22 protein-coding genes are annotated in these 21,513 nt (G+C 59.7%); 11 read left to right on the top strand and 11 right to left on the bottom strand.

The annotated features are described in order from the left end of the window. From KHP07_RS23700 to KHP07_RS23710, 3 genes are all read right to left on the bottom strand, one after another. On the bottom strand, window positions 1-1,411 hold a 1,411-nt coding region (locus KHP07_RS23700), incomplete at its 3' end, for a DUF6531 domain-containing protein (RefSeq protein ID WP_250883710.1). Window positions 1,412-1,609: 198 nt separating this feature from the next. Then, the gene (locus KHP07_RS23705; RefSeq protein WP_214498127.1) at window positions 1,610-3,091 is read right to left on the bottom strand and encodes a methyl-accepting chemotaxis protein; all 1,482 of its coding nucleotides are present in this window, start codon (window positions 3,089-3,091) and stop codon (window positions 1,610-1,612) included. A gap of 96 nt (window positions 3,092-3,187) precedes the next feature. After that, window positions 3,188-3,994 carry a TatD family hydrolase gene (locus tag KHP07_RS23710; RefSeq protein ID WP_214498128.1) on the bottom strand — a complete coding sequence of 269 codons (807 nt, stop codon included), beginning with the start codon at window positions 3,992-3,994 and terminating at the stop codon, window positions 3,188-3,190. A 237-nt stretch (window positions 3,995-4,231) separates the two neighbouring features. Here KHP07_RS23710 and KHP07_RS23715 point away from each other — a divergent pair, with 237 nt between their 5' ends. From KHP07_RS23715 to KHP07_RS23725, 3 genes are all read left to right on the top strand, one after another. Beyond that, the gene (locus KHP07_RS23715) at window positions 4,232-5,653 is read left to right on the top strand and encodes an MltF family protein (protein WP_100491223.1); all 1,422 of its coding nucleotides are present in this window, start codon (window positions 4,232-4,234) and stop codon (window positions 5,651-5,653) included. A gap of 103 nt (window positions 5,654-5,756) precedes the next feature. Continuing rightward, window positions 5,757-6,191, top strand: coding sequence for a DoxX family protein (locus KHP07_RS23720; protein ID WP_078047539.1), 435 nt, complete (start codon window positions 5,757-5,759; stop codon window positions 6,189-6,191). Between the two features lie 250 nt (window positions 6,192-6,441). Next, window positions 6,442-6,750: a hypothetical protein gene (locus KHP07_RS23725; protein WP_025859183.1), complete on the top strand. Its 309-nt coding sequence runs from the start codon at window positions 6,442-6,444 to the stop codon at window positions 6,748-6,750. 4 nt (window positions 6,751-6,754) lie between these two features. Here KHP07_RS23725 and KHP07_RS23730 read toward each other — a convergent pair whose 3' ends face one another. From KHP07_RS23730 to KHP07_RS23740, 3 genes are read right to left on the bottom strand one after another with little or no spacing between them, the layout of a single operon-like run. Continuing rightward, window positions 6,755-8,485: a Gldg family protein gene (locus KHP07_RS23730; RefSeq protein ID WP_214498129.1), complete on the bottom strand. Its 1,731-nt coding sequence runs from the start codon at window positions 8,483-8,485 to the stop codon at window positions 6,755-6,757. A gap of 14 nt (window positions 8,486-8,499) precedes the next feature. Further along, window positions 8,500-9,225, bottom strand: a complete 726-nt coding sequence (locus tag KHP07_RS23735; protein ID WP_214498130.1) for an ABC-2 transporter permease — start codon at window positions 9,223-9,225, stop codon at window positions 8,500-8,502. Further along, on the bottom strand, window positions 9,222-10,148 hold the full coding sequence (locus KHP07_RS23740) for an ABC transporter ATP-binding protein (protein ID WP_214498181.1): 927 nt from the start codon (window positions 10,146-10,148) through the stop codon (window positions 9,222-9,224). Before KHP07_RS23740 ends, KHP07_RS23735 begins: the two co-directional genes overlap by 4 nt. 220 nt (window positions 10,149-10,368) lie before the next feature. Between KHP07_RS23740 and KHP07_RS23745 the strand changes: the two genes are divergently transcribed. Both KHP07_RS23745 and greB read left to right on the top strand, forming a co-directional pair. After that, window positions 10,369-11,355 (top strand): hypothetical protein, encoded by a 987-nt coding sequence (locus KHP07_RS23745; protein ID WP_214498131.1) that lies wholly within the window; start codon window positions 10,369-10,371, stop codon window positions 11,353-11,355. A 113-nt stretch (window positions 11,356-11,468) separates the two neighbouring features. Further along, window positions 11,469-11,942 (top strand): transcription elongation factor GreB, encoded by a 474-nt coding sequence (gene greB / locus KHP07_RS23750; protein ID WP_078047544.1) that lies wholly within the window; start codon window positions 11,469-11,471, stop codon window positions 11,940-11,942. 45 nt (window positions 11,943-11,987) lie between these two features. Here the strand turns inward: greB and KHP07_RS23755 are convergent, their stop codons facing one another. Together KHP07_RS23755 and KHP07_RS23760 are read right to left on the bottom strand one after the other, a co-directional pair. After that, window positions 11,988-14,498 carry an ABC transporter permease gene (locus tag KHP07_RS23755; protein WP_099492391.1) on the bottom strand — a complete coding sequence of 837 codons (2,511 nt, stop codon included), beginning with the start codon at window positions 14,496-14,498 and terminating at the stop codon, window positions 11,988-11,990. After that, window positions 14,498-15,181 carry an ABC transporter ATP-binding protein gene (locus KHP07_RS23760; RefSeq protein ID WP_005786391.1) on the bottom strand — a complete coding sequence of 228 codons (684 nt, stop codon included), beginning with the start codon at window positions 15,179-15,181 and terminating at the stop codon, window positions 14,498-14,500. The genes KHP07_RS23755 and KHP07_RS23760 overlap by 1 nt, the downstream gene beginning before the upstream one ends. Window positions 15,182-15,191: 10 nt before the next feature. On the opposite strand from KHP07_RS23760, the gene KHP07_RS23765 reads away from it, so the two are divergent. From KHP07_RS23765 to KHP07_RS23775, 3 genes are all read left to right on the top strand, one after another. Continuing rightward, complete coding sequence (locus tag KHP07_RS23765; RefSeq protein ID WP_016975368.1) at window positions 15,192-15,797, top strand: arylesterase; 606 nt, start codon at window positions 15,192-15,194, stop codon at window positions 15,795-15,797. A 58-nt stretch (window positions 15,798-15,855) separates the two neighbouring features. Further along, a complete protein-coding gene (locus tag KHP07_RS23770) occupies window positions 15,856-16,149 on the top strand; it encodes a hypothetical protein (RefSeq protein ID WP_010211879.1) in 294 nt (97 codons plus the stop codon). A gap of 73 nt (window positions 16,150-16,222) precedes the next feature. After that, window positions 16,223-17,191: a L,D-transpeptidase family protein gene (locus KHP07_RS23775; RefSeq protein WP_078047546.1), complete on the top strand. Its 969-nt coding sequence runs from the start codon at window positions 16,223-16,225 to the stop codon at window positions 17,189-17,191. Window positions 17,192-17,313: 122 nt separating this feature from the next. Here KHP07_RS23775 and oprI read toward each other — a convergent pair whose 3' ends face one another. Further along, complete coding sequence (gene oprI / locus KHP07_RS23780) at window positions 17,314-17,565, bottom strand: outer membrane lipoprotei OprI (protein ID WP_003172710.1); 252 nt, start codon at window positions 17,563-17,565, stop codon at window positions 17,314-17,316. A 613-nt stretch (window positions 17,566-18,178) separates the two neighbouring features. Here oprI and KHP07_RS23785 point away from each other — a divergent pair. Then, on the top strand, window positions 18,179-18,460 hold the full coding sequence (locus tag KHP07_RS23785) for a GNAT family N-acetyltransferase (protein ID WP_003189869.1): 282 nt from the start codon (window positions 18,179-18,181) through the stop codon (window positions 18,458-18,460). Window positions 18,461-18,524: 64 nt separating this feature from the next. On the opposite strand, the gene KHP07_RS23790 is transcribed toward KHP07_RS23785, so the two are convergent. Next, window positions 18,525-19,601: a 3-deoxy-7-phosphoheptulonate synthase gene (locus KHP07_RS23790; protein WP_016975370.1), complete on the bottom strand. Its 1,077-nt coding sequence runs from the start codon at window positions 19,599-19,601 to the stop codon at window positions 18,525-18,527. Window positions 19,602-19,732: 131 nt separating this feature from the next. After that, window positions 19,733-20,167, bottom strand: a complete 435-nt coding sequence (locus tag KHP07_RS23795) for a PilZ domain-containing protein (RefSeq protein ID WP_214498132.1) — start codon at window positions 20,165-20,167, stop codon at window positions 19,733-19,735. Here KHP07_RS23795 and KHP07_RS23800 point away from each other — a divergent pair. Beyond that, window positions 20,166-20,552 (top strand): YbbN family protein, encoded by a 387-nt coding sequence (locus KHP07_RS23800; protein ID WP_214498133.1) that lies wholly within the window; start codon window positions 20,166-20,168, stop codon window positions 20,550-20,552. The genes KHP07_RS23795 and KHP07_RS23800 overlap by 2 nt on opposite strands. After that, window positions 20,549-21,511, top strand: coding sequence for a putative 2-dehydropantoate 2-reductase (locus tag KHP07_RS23805; RefSeq protein ID WP_214498134.1), 963 nt, complete (start codon window positions 20,549-20,551; stop codon window positions 21,509-21,511). The genes KHP07_RS23800 and KHP07_RS23805 overlap by 4 nt, the downstream gene beginning before the upstream one ends. Window positions 21,512-21,513 lie beyond the last annotated feature (2 nt).

Here is a 21,513-nt window from a genome sequence, read left to right on the forward strand (position 1 = left end):
CAAACCCCAACCCGCAATCCATTTCCACCGCACTGGTGCGGTACAACCGGGTCCACTCAAACGGCAAAATCCCGTCCAGTGCACCGTCGGTGAGGGTCAGCAGTTCTTCGCCCGTGACCATCGACACCGGGCAGCCGTTAGTGGCTGTCTTATCAGAAGAGGCGGCCGCATCCCCAGCCGGGTTCTTAGCAACAGCCGGCACGTCATCCACGGGCTCTTGCCGCACCAACACCGTCTGTTGCGTGGCCTTGTCCCGAACCACCGGCACCGGGTTGGAAACCAACTGGTCCCCAGCCTTCAACGGCGCATCCGGAATCATCTTGATCGGTGTCCCCGCGCTCCCCAGCAACAACGGTTTGGCCGCTTCGACATGCGCTTCCAACCGAGGTCCGACCAGTTGATCGGCCAGCCTCTCCAGCCATTTGCGTGCTTGGCCAGACTTGATGGTCCCCAACACCTGCATACCCAGGCGAACCTGAACCCCCATGCCCCGCGTCGCCCAGACCAGGAATAGGTTGATCAGCACCTCGCCGGTAAGCTCGCCCAGCAATTCATACATCTGCGGCGGCGGCAGCATGCGTATCCAGGCGACCATGGCCGACAGATAGATAAACAGCAGCGGCTCATCGCTGAGCACAAGCAGACCCTGGGCGATGGTGTCTTTGCCCAGTTTCAGCAGTTCGGTGAGCTCGGCCTGCGAGAGGTAATGCAACAACTTCTGGCTATTAGCGTTGATATCCGCCAACAGCTCGTACAGTTGGGTGAAGTTGTCCCAAAGGTTGTAGAGCGCCTTGGCAATCCCGTTTGAAAGCGCCAGGCCTTGCATCGCGCTGCGCTCGAACGGCGTAGCGTTGGCGAAGTCGCGCCATTGCGGCTTGAAAGTCTTCTTCCACTCATCACGTAGGCCGACTTCCAGCCCCACGATGACCGACTGATAAGACGCATATAGCGCCTTGACATGATCCTTGGAGACATTGGGGTAGAAGGTGATTTGATAACGTTGATCGCGAGGGCAGTCTTTGATTTCAAGAATGCCGCTCGGCCCAATCGTTCGATGGATGGGCGGGCCCATGTGGCTGCCGTCTGCAGCAATGGCCTGCAGCATCACCGGTGTGTTGCCAATGGGCACAAACCGCGTGCTCTCGAACATGTGCACCAGGGTTAACGAGCCCTGGGCCTTGCAGGTGACAACCGCGCGACTGGGTTTTTTGGACGATGCGGCAGCGACGAGGGAAACCTCTTCCCCGACCTTGAACACCTGCTCGACTTCCAGTACCGAACCACTCCAGAAGTGCTCGGCCCACTCGTTAAAAGTATTCAGGCAATGTCGGAAGTCGTGAAACACGCTATCGACGTCCGGCTTGTTGCCATTCATGGGCGACAGGACGAACTTGGCGATAGCCGGCATCATGAGGCGGGCCCCTTGAGTGGGGCACTGAGTGAGAGGTGCATCGGCGGTCCCTCGCGCTGATTGATCAGGCGAGAGACTTTGGAGAGGTTGGTAGGGGAAAGAAGTCGGCTTTATTCGCTGGGATGGGTAGGAAGCTTCGCCAAAGCCTCGGGCTTACCGAGGCTTTGTTGTAGGAGGTGGATTACAGGTTGAACAGTCCTACAGCTTCAACTGCCCAATCGCCTTGCTCAGTTCCCCGGCCAGCGTTGCCAGTTCATTGCTGGTCGTCGCGGAGTCCACGGTCTGTTGCACGGTGTTCTCGGTAACGTCGCGAATGCTCACGACCGCGCGGTTCATTTCTTCGGCGACGTGGCTTTGCTGTTCGGCGGCGACGGCGATCTGGGTGTTGCTCTCGCGCATCTGCGCCACGGCGCCAGTGATTTCGGCAAGTGCGGCGCCGGCTTCCTGGGCTTGCTGCACGCAGTCGTCAGCCTTGAATGAGCTTTCCTGCATGAAGTCCACCGCGTCGCGGGTACCGGCTTGCAGCGCCGAGACCATGCGGGTGATTTCGTCAGTGGAGCTTTGCACGCGCTTGGCCAGGTTGCGCACTTCGTCGGCGACGACGGCGAACCCCCGGCCCATTTCTCCGGCGCGGGCGGCTTCGATGGCGGCGTTGAGGGCAAGCAGGTTGGTCTGCTCGGCGATGCTGTGGATCACGCTGACCACGCCGTTGATTTTCTGGCTGTCCTCGGCGAGTTTCTGGATCATCTCGGCCGTTTGTTGCACACCGGTGGACAGGCCGGCAATGGAGCGCTGGACGCGGCTGACCACTTCCCGACCGCTGCCGGCGAGGGTGTCGGCGGTCTGGGACAGATCCCGAGTGGCGCCGGCGTGTTGGGCGATGTGGTAGACGGTGGCGGTCATCTCGTTGATGGCGGTGGCCGCCTGGTCGGTTTCGCTCTGCTGGCCGAGCATGCCGTGCTGCACTTCGTTCATGCTGCTGGCCAGCCGCGCCGCGCCTTCATCGAGTTGCCTGGCGGTGTGTGCCACGGTGTTGACGACGCGCTGGTAGCCCGCTTGCATCGCGTTGAAGGCGCTGGCCATCTGGCCGACTTCATCCTTGCACGCCAAGGGGACGCGGGCTGACAGGTCGCCGGTTTTTTCCACGTGCAGCATGACGTCCTTGAGGGTATTGAGTTGGCTGAGCAGGAAGCGAATCAGCAATTGCGAGGCGCCGAGCATCGCCAGCATCAGGATCAACACCGCCACCGCGTAGTTGGCGAAGCGCTCGCCGAATACCTGGGTCAGGCTGGGCGCATAGGCGAGCACGGCGACATATTGGCCGTCTGGACACGCGTTGACTTCGGCCCCCATCAACGGGTTCTCGCCGAACAATGGCATGTGATTGATGTCGACCCAGCCGAGTGTGCTGCCCAGGGCTGACAGATCCTGACCCGCCAGTTGTGGGACTTGGCCGCGCTTGAATGTCAGCCAGTGTTCGCCCTTGGGCAGTGCTTCGCCGGCTGGCCAGGCGCCGAGCAGGTGCGCCTGGGCCTGCGCCGAGGCCCGGGAGGCATCGCTGCGGGCCTGTTGTTCGAGCTGCACGGCGTAGAGCACCAGCAGCAGGGTGGTAATGAAGGCGACCGCGTTGACGGCCCAGAATTTGTACTTCAGCGAGATATTGCTAAGCCAGGCACCCATGGAAGGTTTTCTCTGATAGCGGAAACAGCATTGGCAAGGTGCCATTATTGTGCCGCTATCCCGGAAAACGGTTTTGACATGGGTCAATGCACCGCATTACTCCACGTCGGGCAAGCCAAAAAAGCGCCGAGCGCAGGCGGTGCTGTGATGGGCCAGGTCTTCCAGGCTCTCGTTGCGATGCAGGGCGACTTCGCGCAGCACTTCCGGCAGATACGCAGGCTCGTTGCGGCCATTTTTTGGCTTGGGACGCAGGGTCCGCGGCAGCAGGTAGGGCGCATCGCTTTCCAACATCAGGCGACCACGGGGAATTTCCCTGACGAGCGGATGTAGGTGAGTCCCACGGCGTTCGTCGCAGATCCAGCCGGTAATGCCGATGTGCAAGTCGAGGTCGAGGTAGCTGAACAGCGCCGCTTGTTCGCCGGTGAAGCAATGCACCACAGCGGCCGTGAGGTGGTCGCGGTAGTCCCTGAGGATGTCCAGCAGGCGCTGGTTGGCGTCGCGTTCGTGGAGAAACACCGGCAATTTCAGCTCGACGGCCAGGGCCAGGTGCTGTTCCAGGACTTTTTCCTGCTGTGGGCGCGGTGAAAAGTCCCGGTTGAAATCCAGCCCGCATTCACCCACTGCGCGTACACGGGTTTCATTGAATAAAGCGCGCAAACGCTGGGTGCTGTCGCTATTCCAGTCGCTGGCGGAATGGGGGTGGATGCCGGCGGTGCTGAACAGGCGCTGGCCGCTTTCATCCAGTTTTGCGCACAACTCCAGGGCCTGTTCGCTGCCCTCGACACTGGTGCCGGTGAGCACCAATTGCTGCACGCCGGCGGCGTAGGCGCGCTCGAGTACGGCCTGGTGCTTCTCGTCGAAACTGGGGTTGGTCAGGTTGACGCCGATATCAATGAGTTGCATGGTGCTATCTCCGCCTGCGGCCGGAAAGCATATCAGAGCTGTAGATTTATAAGAAAAACTAAGAACTACAACGAGTTATAGCTGTCTTTGAACGTCGCAAGTGACATTGTGGTCGGCCAGACGCCCTCCACCCTGCCACCGTTGCGCGCCTTGCCAGCGCATAAAGCGCTCTGTTTCTGACACCCACCGCCTCGTTTTTCGCGAGCGCGTTGGCCAGTATTCTTTTCCGGAGAGCGGATGATCCGACCCTCGGCGTTGCTTATGTTGTGCCTGACGTTGCTGCTGCCCATGGCGGCGGTTGCGCGTCTGGACGGGCCGCTGGAAGTGACCAAGCCTGGCAAGGTCCGCGATCTGGCAGAAATTCGCTCCAGCCGTACCCTGCGCGTACTGGTCAACCAGAGCCGTAACAGCTCCGGTGAGGTGCAAGGCCAGGCCATCGGTGTCGAATACCATCGCCTGCGCGCCTTCGAGCAGTACCTTAATGGTCATGCCCGTGATGGCCAGGAAATCAACCTCAAGATCATTCCCAAAGCCAAGGACCAGTTGCTCGGCGCGTTGGCCCGTGGCGAAGGCGACCTGGTGGCGCCGGGTGAACTGCTCGATGTGAAGGCCGTGCACAAGATCAGCACCAGCGACCCGATTGCCAGCGATGTACCGTTGTGGTTGGTGGGGGTGAAGGGCGAACGACGTTTTACCAAGTTGGAGCAGCTGTCGGGCCGTACCCTGGCGCTGACCACCGGCAGTGCGGCGGCGGATGCCATCAGCCAGGTCAACCAGAAGCTGGCCCTGCACAAACAGCCCCCCATCAAAGTGGAGTGGGTGGACCCGACCCTGGCCGTGGAAGACGTGCTGGAGATGGTCCAGGCGGGTATTTTCCACCTGACTATTGTCGAGAAACCGATTGCCGAACGCTGGTCGAAAATCCTGCCCAAGTTGCGCTTCGACAAGCAAGTGGCGATTAGCGAACCGGGCGACGAGTACTGGTTTGTGCGCCAGGACGCGTCGATGCTGCGGGCGAGCATTGACCGATTCCTCAAGACCTATCGAACGCCTTCCGACCAGGATGTGGCGTTCCAGCGCATCTACCGTCGCCTCTATCAAGTGCGCAATCCACTGGCCCGCGTCGACCGCCAGCGCCTGGAGAAACTGCGTCCGGTCTTGCAAAAGCATGCCCGCGAACAGGGCATGGATTGGCTCAACCTGGCCGCCCTGGCCTTCAAGGAATCTGCGCTGGACCCCGGCGCACGCAACAGCGGTGGGCCGACCGGCCTGATGCAGATCACGCCCTCGGCGGCGCAACGAGTAGGGGTCAACAATATCGAGAATCTCGACAGTAATGTGCAGGCCGGTGCGCGTTACCTGGCGATGATCCGCCGCAAGTTTTTCGCCAGCCCCAAGCTTAACGAACGCGAGCGCATGGCCTTTGTGCTGGCGGCTTACAACATGGGTCCGGAACGGGTGCAGGGTATGCGCACCGAAGCCAAGCGCCGGGGGCTCAACCCCAATCAGTGGTTCTTCCAGGTTGAACGCATTGCCATGGAGCAAGTAGGGATGGGCGGCGTCAGCTATGTTAATAGCGTCAATAAGTACTACTTGGCGTTCGACCGGGAACGGGAGTCCCTGGAGCCGCCAGCGCCGAAAGTCGCCTCACGGAAGTAATCGATTATATCGATATTAATCAGGCATTTTTTCGGCTTTTATCATTGCTTAAACTGATTAATATAGCGGCCAACCAACCCCTACTTTGAAAAGGATTATCACCATGAGCCCACTGATCAAAAGCATTCTGTCCACCCGCGCCGGTTACGGCCTGACCATTCTGCGCATCGTTGTCGGCATCATCTTTGCCGCCCACGGTTCGCAAAAGCTCTTCGGCTGGTTTGGCGGCTACGGCTTGGCGGGTACTGCCCAGTGGATGGAAAGCATCGGCCTGGCGCCGGGTACTCTGATGGCGCTGCTGTCGGGCGGTACCGAGTTCTTCGCCGGCCTGGCGCTGATCATTGGCTTGCTGGCTCGCCCTGCGGCATTGGGCCTGACCATTCTGTCGCTGGTGGCGATATTCTCGGTGCACATCCATAACGGTTTGTTCATGGCCAACAACGGTTATGAGTTCGCCCTGGCCTTGCTCGGCGGCTCCCTCGCGGTATTGTTCGAAGGTGCTGGCAAACTCTCCGCTGACCGCGCCATCGCCCACTGATCCTTCTGCCACACCCTGAACAGGCCCGCCATGCGCGGGCCTTTTCGTTGCTCGGGATTCTTGACACCGCCCCACCGGCTTCTCTAGGATGCCGCTCATGCGCCGATTTAAACAGCTAATTGCGGGGCGCCATGGGTGATCGTTATCGGTCCCGACAGAAGCATGCTCCATGCTTCGAAATTCCGCTAAAGCGCTGGTTCGGTGTTGCCTCTCACCTGCCCGCAGACTTTTGAGGCAGAGACACGACACGATGAATGCACTACGCCCCCTGATACGCCTGGCCCCGATCACCGCGGACCTCACGCAACGCAATCCGAAAATCCTTCTTGGCGGCAAGCACCAGCCGACGCTGTTGCGTTACCTGGATGGCTGGCCGCGTCGTACGGGCCGCCCCTCGGCATTCCTGATCCAATTTGTGGAAGATGGCGATTCCCTCGCGCGGTTTGCCAGCAACAGTTTTGACCTCGCGGTGATCCAGGCCCCCAGCGCCAGCGATGCGGATGAGGTCATCCGCCATCTGACCCGCATTGCCCGCCAAGGGCTCATCGCCCGTCGTTGAGCAGTCAGTGAGCTGCGCTGGCCGCGCGCAGCTGACGTCGACGATGGCCCAGAAAGACCATCAAGGCGATCAGGCATAACGTCAGCGGTATCGCAAAGATCATGGTCAGCTTGATGGCCCATTCCAGGCTTCGCACTTGGCCATAAGCTTCGCGCTGCAAAGCATGCAGCTCCATGGGCAGGCGCAGGCGTTCTTTGTTGAGTGCCTGTAGTTGCGTGGTGGTATCCACGGACTGGGTGCCGAGGGTTGTTTCCCATGGACTCAACCGTAGCCATTCCTGCTCCGTCCGATGCAGGCGTCGCTCCAGTTCGCTGGCGTTCAGGCGATAGGCCTTTTTCGCGGCTTCGCGCATACCCTCCAGAAGTGTCGGAGACTTTTGCGGGGGAACGCGAGGGCGAACAGCGGCGAGTGTGTCTGGCGCGGAGAGGTTGTCCAATGTGTTCAGGACGAACAGCGCGTTGCCGTCAGGCGCCGAGGTACTGATCTTGTCCGTGAGCATGTCCGTGTCTGCAACGACCACCACGTGAATGTGCGCTGCGTCCTGCAAACCGGGCGGCTGTCCCTTGATGCCGTCGGGAAACACCGAATGGCTCGGTCCTTCGATGCGCGCGGCGATGACATGACGGTGCTCCTGTTTCGAAGCTGCATCTATCAAGGTGTCCAGCGTGGTGGTGGGTGGCAGGTGGTTGGCATCCAGCAGCAAGGATTGCTCAGAACTTTGCAGCAAAGGGGTGAAGGCTGTGCGACTTTTATTAAGCTGCAGGAGGGCACCACTGCTCGATACCGTCACCGTGTTGAGGTTCCAGGTGCTGACGTCGTTCGTGGTCATCGCCTGTCGGGGCAGGTTCAACCTGGCTCGATTGGGGGCGCTCGCTGTATCCCAAGGCGTGTAGAGGTAATCGACCAGCAGCTTGTCCGCCGGCATCTGAATACCCCAGGCTGCCAGCAACTCGTCCAGTCGCGTATTGGCAGGGGGGGCGTTTGCGCGTTGCTCGCTCAAGGGATCGAGAAACATCATCAACTTACCCCTCTTCAGTACAAATTGTTCAATCCCATACAGCGTTCGTTCCGATAACAGGCGTGGGTGCACAACCATCAACGCTTTTACGTGTTCGGGGACCTGCGTGGCAGTCGATTCGAGAGTGACCAGATCGAACTCTCGCTGCAGTTCCTGCATCAGTCGCCCCGCGGATTCGTTTATCGCCAACCCTGACAGCAGCGCGACAGTCGGCTTCGCTGGGGACTGCAACTTATAGAGCAGATGGCCGATTTCGTACTCGAGCAGGGGCGCTTGTTCGAGCCTGAAGGACCCGATACGGCGTACCCCGTGACCAGCACGAGTGCCGATGAGCCCGATGAACCCTGTGCTGTCATCTAGGCCCGATAGCTTGGCTTTGTACGCGTCTTCCGAAAAAGGGGTTGGCTCGATAAGGTGCAGGTTGATCATGCCTGCGGCCGCGTCTTCGCACTCTCTGAGCAGGTCCTCGATGCGTTTGCCATAGCGCTTTTCGGCGTAGCTTCTTTTCGGGTGGTTATTTGAATTGAAGTAGTACAAGTCCACCGGGCTTTCCAGGGATGAGAGCAGTTGTTGAGCGGCTGGCGATAAAGTATGAATTTCTTGCTCGGAAACATCCCACCGTACATTAGGAAGTTTAGCGGTCCACACCAAATTGAAAGCCAGGAACGTCAACAGTATTACGATGAGTGTCATGCCGGTGCGCAGAGTGGGCCGCATTAAGAACTCCCTTCTCAGCTGTGTTTGTAGTTGAGCGTGACTGTCGTCGCAGAGAGAAAGGCGAAGATCATGCTAATAAAGTAAAGCGTGTCGCGAAGGGTGAGCTTTCCATCGTCGATACTGTTGAATCGCAACGCAGGACTAAGTGAGGCCAGCGTGTCTAGCAGCCCTATAGGGGCTTGGTGTTCAAGGGCATCCAATAAAGAAGAAAGTCCACTGGCAATCAGCAATAACCCCAGCGTCAGTAGGAAAATGACGGTGCGTTGATGAGCCAGTACGCAAATAAAGCAGCCGACCGACAAGTAACTGCCCGCCAACAACCAGCTCGCTAGAAATTGCGAGGCGATGACAGTGTTGTCTGCTTCACCCAGATAGTTCGCAATGACCACGAGCGGCAATGTCATCAGCAAGGCAGTGCTTGCAACGAACCAGGCAGCGAGGAATTTTCCGACAACCCAATCAAATGCTGTAACGGGCAGGGTTTTCATCAGACCCAGAAACCCTTTATTGGCTTCATCGGACCATAATTGCGTCGCCAGGGCGGGGATCAGTAGCAAGTATAGCCAGGGGTGGAACTGGAAAAATACGTGCAGGTCACTGTTGTTTTTTTCCAGCCAGGGGCTTGTGTACAGCCCCAAGGCCACTGACAGCATCAAGAAAATTGCAATGTTCAAGTAGGTACTGGGTGTGCGGGCGTAACTGGCGAGCTGGCGTATCAGAACGATCGGCAACAGTTTCAAGCGGACGCCTCCTGGCTAAGATGGTGGACCACATCATTCAGGCGACCCGGTTCCAGGTTCAGGGAATTGATTTTCCAGCGGCGACTGGCAATCAGCGTGTTGATATGGGGATAAATGGTGTGCCCGGGCATGGCGAGGACAGTCACCGTACCGGGCGCATGCCGATGCTCTTCAATGCCTGCCACTCCTGGCAGCACGGCCAGAGCCAGCAAATCCAGTGGGCTCTCTGCGGTGAGGGTGACTGCCTGGAAGTGTCGTGAGTCGCGCTGCAGGTCGGGCAGGGCGGTATCGGCCACCAGGCGACCGCCTGCAATGACCAGTGCACGCGTGCACAAATCGGATAACTCATCGCAATGACGAGAGGCGACGATCACCGTCATTTCCTGCGTCAATGCTTGGATAAGTGCCCTGAACGCGGGTTTTTGCTCAGGCGAGAGTCCGTCCGTGGGTTCATCCAGCAGTAATAGTGCGGGCCCATGCAGAATGGCCTGGGCAATTGCGACTTTACGTTTCCAGTCGATGGAGAGGGTGTCGAGGGGGGCATCGAGCACCGCAAACAACTCCAGTCGTGCTACAGCATGCTCCAACCGCGTGCGTTTATCGGCGCCGTGGAAGCCGCGTAGGGCGGCGATGAACCCGAGGAATGTCTTGACGGACATAGTTGGGTGACCGGGATCGTTGGCAAGTTGATAGCCGATAAGTTGCTTTGCTTTCAATGGGTGGGTTTGCATGTTGAAACCCTGGATGCTTATTACGCCGCTGGAGGGCGGTGTCGAACCCGCTATGACATCGAGTAGTGTTGTTTTGACGGTAGCGTCTTGCCCAAACAGTCCCAGGCATTCCTGTTGGTTGGCGCTGAAAGAAAAGTCGCTGAGGATGATCGAGTTGCCCGCGTGTTTTGTCAGATTGCTTATTTCGATCATTTTTTTACCGAATAAGTTTGGCATGACGTAAGGGAATTTAAAAAAGGGTACGGGTAATGGTCGTTTTTGGGAACGTCGATCAATATTTATAAGAGAAGTCCTACGTGTGCGGCACGTGGGTCACTGAAACAATGTGTTGTGTTTTTGAATGTCAAATTCCTGAATGTTTATTGGGCTGTTTATATAAACTTTCTGTCCTGCACGATGAGGCCTGATTGCCATGATGTTGCTACGTACTCTTGTTCTTGAACGCGACGGTCAGGATGCTCCGGTTAACGGCGCATTGCTCTGTGGTTTTGCTGTAGGTCAGGCTGCCTCAAACTTTCTTGTCTACAGCCTGGATGAAGAAGTAGAGCCGGGAAGTTCCAGGGTCTATATCGCTGCCCTGCGTAAGAAAGCCGACCGCTACTTTCTTGGAGAGGTTGAGTCCAGGGACGATCTGCAGACGGCCTTACATGTTTTCAAACAAATACTGACAGTGGCTGCTTCGGGCGTTAAAGCGGGAGGCGTTACCGAAACCCAAGTGGCCTATCATTTTATCGATTTAAAGGGCTGCAAGTTGCCGCCTGCGCGGCCTGAGGAACATCATTCGGTAATTATCAAGAAAGCGCTGGTCATGAAAGTGATCACGCTGGGCATGTCCGCGCCGACGCTGCCGGCGATCGAAAGCGCCTCAGTGATCGTGCCGTCCATTCGTTTTTCGTCGCAAATGGTCGCCCCACCGAAAGAGCCAGGCCCAGCCGAGCTGCCTCGGTTGCCTGTACAGGAAGATCCCGTTGAAGAGCCCCGACAGGCACCCGTCGCACCACCGGTCATCGCGGTTCAGGCCATGCCCACTGTCTCGGCTGAGCCGAGTACGCCGACGCAGTTGACCCCCCCGGCATCCACTGACCACAGTACATTGTTCGAAGTCGACAGCACGTTGACCAACCTTGCCCGCGTCGCACAGGAGCTGACCCAGCAGAAACTCGCTGCAACCGAGCGGGAGACAGCGCTTGAGCAGTGGCAGGCGCGACTGCAACAGGAACAAAGCCAGTTGGATGAAAAAGCTCGAGCGCTGGAGCAACGCACCGCTCAATTGCATGATCAGTCGCTTGCGGTCAGCCAGAGAAGCGAAGCCCTCAAGGCGATGATGTCGAAGATGTCGGGCTTGCGTCAGAACCTGCGAGGCATGCTGATTGAGTTGGATCAATCACTGGACAGCTAGACTGGTCTGGCTACTTTCACGGGTTCATTTATGATCAACGCCAGCCAGTCGAGGCTCGGGTGTTAAACCCGGGTGTATCGGCAATTATGGATATTGCCTGGGGATGCGAGCGTTTGAGTACCAAGCTGATTACCAAAGAAGGCCATGAAGCGCTGAAGAAGGAGCTGGATTACCTGTGGCGTGAAAAGCGCCCGGACACCACGCGCAAAGTGACCTGGGCCGCTTCGCTGGGGGATCGCAGCGAAAACGCCGATTACCAGTACAACAAGAAACTACTGCGTGAGATCGACCGTCGCGTGCGTTACCTGCGCAAGCGCCTGGAGGATATGCGTGTGGTGGAGTACATGCCCGAGCAGGAGGGCAAGGTGTTTTTCGGCGCCTGGGTGGATATCGAGAACGAGCAGGGCGAAACCAAGCGTTTTCGTATTGTCGGTTATGACGAGATTTATGACCGGATGGACTACATCTCCATCGATTCCCCCATGGCCCGTGCACTGTTGCGCAAGGAAGTGGACGACGAAGCCATGGTGCAGACCCCGAGTGGTGAAGTGTGCTGGTGGATCACCGGGATCGAATATGTGAAGTGAGCGAAATGGGCCCGCATTCTGTGAGGAATGCGGGCCCATCGCGTTTTACCCTTCGCGCAATACCGTCAGGGGGCTGGCATTCAGTGCGCGGCGGGTGCCGAACACACCGGCACCGCCGATCAGCACCGCACCGATTACCGGCAGCAGCAACAGCCATGGGTGAGGGTGCCAGGCCAGGTCGAACGCGTAACGGTACAGCACGAAGGTCACAAGCTCCGTGCCCAACGCCGCGAGCAGGCCACTGACCGCACCCAGCAAGCCGAACTCGATACGCCTGGCCTTGACCAGCAACTTGCGTTCGGCGCCCAGTGCACGCAGCAGTGCCCCTTGGCGAATGCGTTCATCCAGGGTGGCTTGCAGGCCGGAGAACAGCACCGCCATCCCTGCCGCCAGCACAAACAGCAGCACATATTCCACCGCCAGGGTCACCTGGGCGAGGATGCTGCGCAACTGCTCCAACAGCGCCTCGACCTGCAGGATGGTCACCGCCGGGAACGCCCGGGACAGGTCGACGATCTGCTGGTCATGCCCAGGTGCCAGGTAGAAGCTGGTCAGGTAGGTGGCCGGCAGGTCCTTCAAGGTGCCCGGCTGGAAAATCATGAAGAAGTTGGGCTGGAAGTTATCCCAGTTGATGGTCCGCAGGCTGGTCACCCGCGCTTCACGGTTTTCACCGCCCACCGTGAACACCAGGTGGTCGTTGAGCTTGAGCTTGAGGCTTTGCGCCACCTTGGCTTCGACAGAGACGCCAGGGATTTCATCGGTGGGTTGTTGTGACCACCACGAGCCCGCGGTCAGGGCGTTGCCCGGCGGCAGGTCGGCGGCCCAGGTCAGGCTCAGGTCGCGTTGCACCGCGCGATCACCGCTGGAATCCTTGCTGACAATTTCCTGTACGGGTTCACCGTTGATACTGATCAAACGCCCCGGCACTACCGGATACAGCGGTGCGGATTGCGCTTGCAGTTCCAGCAGGCGGGCGCCAAAGGCATCCTTGTCGGCTGGCAGGATATTCAAGGCGAAATAGTTGGGCGCATCCTTGGGCAACTGGTTTTGCCAGGTGTCGAGCAACTCACCCCGCAGCAGGGCGATCAAGCCCATGGACAGCAGGATCAAGCCAAATGCCAGGGATTGGCCGGCCGCTGCCAGCGGGTGACGCAACAGTTGCCCCAGGCCCAGACGCCAGGGCAGGGACGCGCGAGCCAGCAGGCGACGCAGGCTTTGCAACAACAGCAGGAGCAAGCCGCCGAGTACCAGCGCGGCGACCACGCCGCCGCCGAGCAGGGCGAAGGTCAGCACCAGGTCGAGGCTCAGGCGCCACATGATCAGGCCCAGTGCGAACAATGCTGCGCCATAGACCATCCAGGTGCTGGAAGGGATCGGCAGCAGGTCGCGGCGCAGCACCCGTAGCGGTGGTACGCGCCCCAGTGCCGCCAGCGGCGGCAGGGCGAAACCGGCGAGGGCGACCAGCCCGGTACCGATCCCGGCAATTGCCGGTAGCAGCCCGCCGGGTGGAACATCCGCCGGCAGCAGGTCGTGGAGGAAATAGAACAGGCCAAACTGCGCCAGCCAGCCAAGCACGGCGCCGGTCAGGCTCGCCAGCAGCCCCAGGACGCTCAGTTGCAGGCTGAACAACAACATGGCTTCACGCCGTGACAAGCCCAGGCAACGCAGCAATGCGCTGGCATCGAAACGTCGGGTGGCGAAGCGGTTGGCCGACAGCGCCACGGCCACACCGGCCAGCAGTACCGCGACCAGGCTGGCCATGTTCAGGTAGCGCTCGGCCTTACCCAGGGCGCCGCCGATCTGCTGGTTGCCGTCCCGTGAATCCTGCAACCGCTGGTTGGCGGCGAGCCCCGGTTTGACCAGGTCGCGATAGGTCTGCAACACGGTGCTGCCCTGCGGCCCGCGCCACAACTCGCGGTAACTGACGCGGCTGCCGGGCTGCACCACACCGGTGGCGTCCAGGTCTGCCAGGTTGATCATCACCCTGGGCGTGAGGCTGTAGAAATTACCCGCGCGATCCGGCTCGTAGGTCAGCACGCGGGCCAGGCGCAGCGTCTTCATGCCTACGTCGATGCTGTCGCCGACTTTCAGGTCCAGCGCGGTCAGCAGTCGGGCTTCCACCCAGGCTTCACCGGGTTTCGGGCCGCCACCGGCGGTTTCATCGCCAAAAGGCGCGGCAGCGCTTTTCAGTTCACCGCGCAGGGGGTATTGCTCGTTGACGGCCTTGATGCTGGACAGCTGGATGCCGTTATCGGTGGCAATGACGCTGGAAAATTCCACCACCCGGGCGTGATCCAGGCCCAGCTCGGTGCCCGACTGGATTTGTTCGGGGCGAGCGGGCGAGCTGCCCTCGAGTACCAGGTCGGCGCCGAGGAACTCGGTCGCGCGCAACAGCATCGCGCCGTTGAGGCGCGCACCGAAGTAGCCGATGGCAGTACTGGCGGCCACAGCCACCAACAGGGCAAAGAACAGTACGCGCAATTCGCCGGCGCGGGCATCGCGCAGCAATTGGCGCATGGCAAGGCTGAACAGGCGCAACAGCGGCAAACGTGCCATCAAGGCTCCAGGGGCGCGACCATCAGGCCGGCTTCAAGGCGGATCAGGCGTCGGCAACGGTGGGCCAGGCGCTCGTCGTGGGTGACCAGCACCAGGGTCGTGCCGCTTTCTTTGTTGAGTTCGAACAGCAGGTCGCTGATGCGCTCGCCGGTGTGGCTGTCGAGGTTGCCGGTGGGTTCATCGGCAAACAGCACGTCCGGTTCTGCGGCAAAGGCGCGGGCAATCGCCACCCGTTGCTGCTCGCCACCAGAGAGTTGGCGTGGCGAGTGGGTGAGGCGTTGGCCCAGGCCTACGCGTTCCAGCAGGTGCCGGGCGCGCTCACGGGCGTCTTTGCGGCCGTCCAGTTCCAGCGGCAGCATGACGTTTTCCAGCGCGTTGAGGCTGTCGAGCAGTTGGAACGACTGGAACACGAAGCCCACATGCTCGGCACGAATGCGCGCGCGCTGGTCTTCGTCAAGGGTACTGAGGGCTTGCCCGGCGAGGGTGACTTCGCCGCTGCTGGGCAGGTCGAGGCCGGCCAGCAGGCCCAGGAGGGTGGATTTGCCGGAACCGGAGCTGCCGACGATAGCCAGGCTATCGCCCTTGTTCAGTTCCAGGCTCAGTTCGTGCAGGATAGTCAGTTCACCTTCCGCGCTGGGAACCACTTTGCTAAGGTTCCGCGCGGTGAGAATGCTTGCGCCCATGGAGAATCCGATGCGAATGTGGTTTTTGAGTGCTGGCCTGGCCTTGATGTGCATGGCCCAGAACGCAGCGGCGGGTACAGTCCTGATCGTTGGCGATAGTATCAGTGCCGGTTTCGGCCTGGATACCAGCAAAGGGTGGGTTGCCCTGCTGCAGCAACGGCTCAAGCAGGAAGGTTTCGACGATAAAGTGGTCAATGCCTCCATCAGTGGCGACACCAGTGCCGGAGGCTTGGCGCGGCTGCCGGCGGCGCTTGCAGAGCATAAGCCGGACGTGGTGGTGATCGAGCTGGGCGGTAACGATGGCCTGCGCGGGCAGCCGCCTGCGCAATTGCAACAAAATCTTGCGTCGATGATTGACCAGTCCAAGGCCGGCGGGGCCAAGGTGTTGTTGTTGGGGATGCAGTTGCCACCCAATTATGGCCCGCGATACACCACTGCATTTGCCGAAGTCTATGGTGTGCTGGCCAAGGAAAAAAACGTCCCGCTGGTGCCGTTTTTTCTCGATGGCGTGGGTGGTCATCCGGAGCTGATGCAGGCCGATCAACTTCACCCGGCGGTCGGCGCCCAGGGCAAGTTGCTGGAAAATGTCTGGCCGACGCTAAAACCGCTGCTATGACGCTTTTCTACCGGCAGGCTTTCGGCTAAGGTGGCGCCCCCCCGATTTGGAGCCCCTGATGTCGCGTCCTGCCTGGTCCCTGTTTAACTACCAACTGATCGAGCCGGACGAGCAGCTGGATCTGTTCGCCTGCCAGGAAGTGCGGGTGCATCTGGTGGCGCGTCAACTGGAACTGGGCGGCTCCATCGATCGCACGTTGTGCGGCACCCTATTGCCGGCGCAACCGCGTTGGTCGCGGGTCGATCGTTCGATCTTCCAGGACCAGCGCCTGTGCCCGCTGTGCCGGGCCATCCTGGAGTCGCAGAAACGTGGCACGCCGCCGATCTGGCCGGAGCTGCGTTTCGAGCTGTAGGGGGCAGCTAGAAGCGCGCTTCACGTATACAATCGTCTTTTACCTACCCGTCGTTCTGCGAAGGATTTTCCGGATGTTGTCGCGCCTTTCCGTCGTCACCTGCTGCCTGTCCCTTGCTGCACTCTGTGCCGCCGGTTCTGCTTCAGCCTTGCAGTTGCCCTTGCCGCCACCAGGTGAGGACATCGTCGGTCAGGTCCAGGTGATCAAGGCCAAGTACGAAGACACCTTCGCCGACCTGGGCACCACCTATGACCTGGGGTACTCGGAGATGGTCGCGGCCAACCCCGGCGTGGATGCCTGGTTGCCGGGCGCGGGTACCGAGATCGTGCTGCCGACGCGTTTCATCCTGCCACCCGGTCCTCGGGAAGGCATTGTGATCAACCTGGCGGAATACCGGCTCTATTACTTCCCCAAGGGCCAGAACGTGGTCTACACCTTCCCGCTGGGAATCGGTCGTGAGGGCTGGGGGTCGCCCATCGCCCACACCAGCATCATTGCCAAGACGCCCAACCCGACCTGGACACCGCCAGCCTCGATCAAGGCCGAGCACGCCGCCAATGGTGACCCACTGCCCAACGTGGTGCCAGCCGGCCCGGACAACCCCTTGGGCCCGTTCAAGTTCACCCTGGGCACGCCGGGTTACCTGATCCACGGTTCCAACATGAAATTTGGTATCGGCACGCGTACAAGCCACGGCTGTTTCCGCATGTTCAACAATAACGTGCTGGAGATGGCCGGCATGGTGCCGGTGGGGACGTCGGTGCGCATCATCAACGATGCCTACAAGTTCGGTCGCAGTGGCGGCAAGGTCTACCTTGAAGCGCATACGCCGTTGAATGATGACGGGACCCCGTCGGTGGTCGACAAACACACCGCCGTCATCAACGCTTTGCTCAAGCGTGAAGACTTGGCCAACCAATTGCGCGTGAACTGGGACCAGGTGCGTGACGTGGTTGCGGCGGAAGACGGCTTGCCGACGGAAATCGGCGTGCCTGGCGCAGCCTCGGTGGCCGCCAGTGCGCCGATCGATCTGCAGCAGTAACGCTGTTTGATCAACAGCCCGCTACGGCGGGCTTTTTATTGCCCGCGATTCGGGCACAAACCCCAGGCAATAAAAAAGCCGACCCATAAATGGATCGGCTTGATAACAACCCCGAGGGATTATTACTTGCGGCTAGCTTTTTCAAGCATACGCAGAGCGCGCTCGTTAGCTTCGTCAGCAGTCTGTTGTGCTTTTTGAGCAGCAGCCAGAGCTTCATCAGCTTTACGGTAGGCTTCGTCTGCACGAGCCTGGGAGCGAGCTGCTGCGTCTTCAGTTGCAGTCAGACGTGCTTCGGTTTCTTTGGAGACGCTGCTGCAACCGGTAGCCAGAACTGCGGCCAGAGCCAGTGCAGAGAATTTCAGAACGTTGTTCATCGTGTTCCCCTTCAAGGACTTTCTATTAGATGGCTAGTTCGCCCAGAGTGAGCCAATAGCCGGCGTACATACTACCCATTACTTGTAGTAAGTAAACTGACGTAGCGCAAGAAGCAAAAAAAATTCTCGCGTCGAATCTATTTTGGCTAATCTTTTGGAGGTTTGTATAAAAACCGTCCAATTTTTTTCATACAGGCGAAAATTGGATCCAGGCTGAAAGGGCCGGCCCGCATGTGTTAAGCCCTGTAAACAGATGAAAATTTATATATCCGTGCTGACACTTACGTTCAGCATGGCTTTGCGTTGTCCTGCATCTTTTACGCATGTAGAGGTGACTTTAAGAGCGCCTGTTCGTCTTAAGGTTCAACTGCCGGCAATGTTCAGGCTTTCGATCATCGGTTGATCGGAGCCCTTTCTATATCCACCAGCGGCAGGGGATGACGAGTGCGCCTTGAGCAATTGCAGGATTGGTGCCTACTATTCCCTACGTGCTGGTTGTGAGCGCTCAGGGTTTTCTCGTTGTCGAAACCGGCACGGGGTGGCGTAGATGTTCCTTCGCCGGAAAAACATCGGTAAGGTAGGGGTCAGAAACCAAGACCCGCGAGGAGTAGTGATGAGCGAGGCGTTGTCCATCCACCATGACCAGGCTGGTCATCAGTTCGAGACCAATGTGGACGGTCATCGTGCCTATCTGACCTATATGGACCTCGGCAAACAGACCCTGGATATCTATCGGACCTTCGTGCCCAACGCACTGCGGGGCCGGGGGATTGCGGCGGCACTGACCGAGGAAGCCTTGAAGTTCGCCGAAGAGGCTGGCTACACGGTGATCCCGTCCTGCTCCTACGTCGAACGCTACATGGAGCGCCACCAGCGCCATGCCGCGAAGCTGTAAACCGTAAACAACACCATGAAAAACGCCGGGCTTAGCCCGGCGTTTTTGTGTGCGCAGTTTAAAGTCAGGTGCGTTTGCGTTTAGGCAGAACGTCCTTGAGCTTGGCATGCATGCTGCGCAGGGTGTTTTCGGTGGCGGCCCAGTCGATGCAGGCATCGGTGATCGATACGCCGTACTGCAAGTCGGCCAGGTCTTTTGGAATCGCCTGGCAACCCCAATTCAGGTGGCTCTCGACCATCAGGCCGATGATCGACTGGTTGCCTTCCAGGATCTGGTTGGCCACGTTTTCCATCACCAGCGGCTGCAGGGCCGGGTCCTTGTTGGAGTTGGCGTGGCTGCAGTCGACCATGATGTTCGGCTTGATCTTGGCCTTGTTCAGCGCCTGTTCGCACAGGGCAACGCTGACCGAATCATAGTTGGGCTTGCCATTGCCGCCGCGCAACACCACGTGACCGTAGGCGTTGCCCTTGGTGGTGACGATGGACACGCCACCTTCTTGGTTGATACCCAGGAAACGGTGCGGGCTGGACACCGACTGCAGCGCGTTGATCGCCACGGTCAGGCCGCCATCGGTGCCGTTCTTGAAGCCCACTGCCGAAGACAGGCCGGACGCCATTTCGCGGTGGGTCTGGGATTCGGTGGTGCGTGCGCCGATGGCCGACCAGCTGATCAGGTCCTGCAGGTACTGCGGGGAGATCGGGTCCAGGGCTTCGGTGGCGGTGGGCAGGCCCATCTCCGCCAGGTCCAGCAACAACTGACGACCAATGTGCAGGCCGTCCTGGATCTTGAACGAGTCGTCCAGGTACGGGTCGTTGATCAAGCCTTTCCAGCCGACGGTGGTGCGCGGTTTTTCGAAATAGACGCGCATCACCAGGTAGAGGGTGTCGGACACTTCCGCCGCCAGCACTTTCAGGCGCTCGGCGTACTCGTGGGCAGCCTTGAGGTCGTGGATCGAGCAAGGCCCGATGACGACGAACAGGCGGTGGTCGGTGCCGTCGAGAATGTCACGGATGACTTCGCGGCCCTTGGTGACGGTCTGCAGGGCAGCGTCGCTCAGAGGGATTTCGCGCTTGAGCTGATCGGGCGTGATCAGGGTCTCGTTGGATTCGACGTTTAGGTCATTGATCGGTAAATCAGCCATCGTGTTACTCGTCAGGGTCACGGGTGCCGGCCGCCAGCCATCCCCGTGCGGCGGAGCACAGCATGATTTGAATGCAGGGGGGAGGAACCTTAGCGCGTAACACGGGCCCGCGACAATGGGCAAAGCCCGCTTTAATCCAGCGCTGGCGCCACAAAGGCTTCATGGGAGAACTCGTTGGCATGGCGCGATACCCACTCGCGGGCCAGGGCTTCGAGTTGCTGGGGTGTCGGTTCGGCATCTTCGTGCTGGCGGCAGTAGCGCTCTATCCGGCATGCTTGCTCACCCATGCGTGCACCGAACAAGGCATGTTCGTCGGTAAACGAGATACCGACGCGGTAGCCGGTTTCCACCTTGCGGCACCACGCCACGTAGCCAGGATAACGCGCGCTGGCACCCAGGGAAGGAATGTGCAGATCAACCGCAGTGCCTTCGCGCCAGGCACGTGGCCAATGGCAGGCGATGCCGCCCAGGCCGCTGATGTGCAGGCGTTGGCGGGGGATAGCAGGAGAGGGGCGTTGGATTAACTCGACAGCGACATCATCAGGGTGAGGTAAAAAACGACCCATGTACACGGACTCCGAGCACCGTCCAATTGACGGCGGTGGCAGCAGTATAGTGAAGGAACTGGAATTGACCGACCTGGATATTGACCAGCGATTGCTGGGATTGCCAGGTATTTCGCTCGTTGTGTTTACGAGCCATGGGTGTTCCAGTTGCCGGTGGGCGCGCCAGCAGTTGCCGGGTTGGCCGTTGCCAGTGGATCGGCTGTGTTGGGTGGACGCCGGGCATAACGGTGGGGCGGTTGAACGCTACCAGATCTTTCATTTGCCGGCGCTGTTCGTGGTGTGCGAGGGTCAATTCCTTGGGCAAATACAGACACGTCTTACGCGTGACGACATTTCTGATGCAGTAAAACAGGCACTCACCCGTCCACCTGAGGATTTGCCATGACAGCAGTTACACCCCAGTCGCCACGGATCGGCATTATCGGCACCGGTGCCATCGGTGGTTTCTACGGCTTGATGCTGGCACGCGCCGGTTTCGATGTGCACTTCCTGTTGCGCAGTGAATACGCGGCCGTCAGTGAGCACGGCCTGCACTTGAACAGCACGGTGCATGGCCCGTTGCACCTGCACCCGGTGCAGGCTTACGCCCGTGCTGCCGATATGCCGCCGTGCGACTGGCTGCTGGTGGGCACCAAGTCGACCGGCAACGTCGAGCTGGCCCCGACCCTCGCCCAGGTGGCCGCGCCGGGTGCCAAGGTTGTGTTGCTGCAAAATGGCCTCGATGTCGAAGACAGCCTGCGTGAACACCTGCCAGCGTCGCTGCACCTGCTCGGTGGCCTGTGCTACATCGGCGTGCACCGTTCGGCCCCCGGCGTTATCGAGCATCAGGCGTTGGGCCGGGTCAACCTGGGTTATCACAGTGGCACGGCGGCCAATGACGAAGCCCTTCAAAAGGCCATTGTCGAAGCCGGTGCCGCGCTGTTTCACCAGGCCGGCATCGAGTCCCAGGCCATGGCCAACGTGCATCAGGCCCGTTGGCACAAACTGGTGTGGAACGTGCCCTACAATGGCCTCTCGGTATTACTGGGCACCGGCACCACGGCCATGATGGCGGACGAGTCCAGCCGCGAACTGATCCAGGCGCTGATGGCCGAAGTGGTGCAGGGCGCCCACGCTTGTGGTCATGACATCCCCCAAAGCTACGCCGAGCAGATGTTTACCATGACCGAAACCATGGACGACTACCTGCCGAGCATGTACCACGACCATGTGCACAAACGCCCGCTGGAACTGGCGGCGATCTATGCCCGGCCACTGGCAGCTGCCAAGGCTGCCGGTTGCGAACTGCCGCGAATGCAGGCGCTGTACCAGGCCTTGAGTTTTATTGATCGGCGTAACCGCTGAGT

Origin of the sequence: Pseudomonas sp. VS40, assembly GCF_018587885.1 — a bacterium.
Classification (GTDB): Bacteria; Pseudomonadota; Gammaproteobacteria; order Pseudomonadales; family Pseudomonadaceae; genus Aquipseudomonas; species Aquipseudomonas pergaminensis.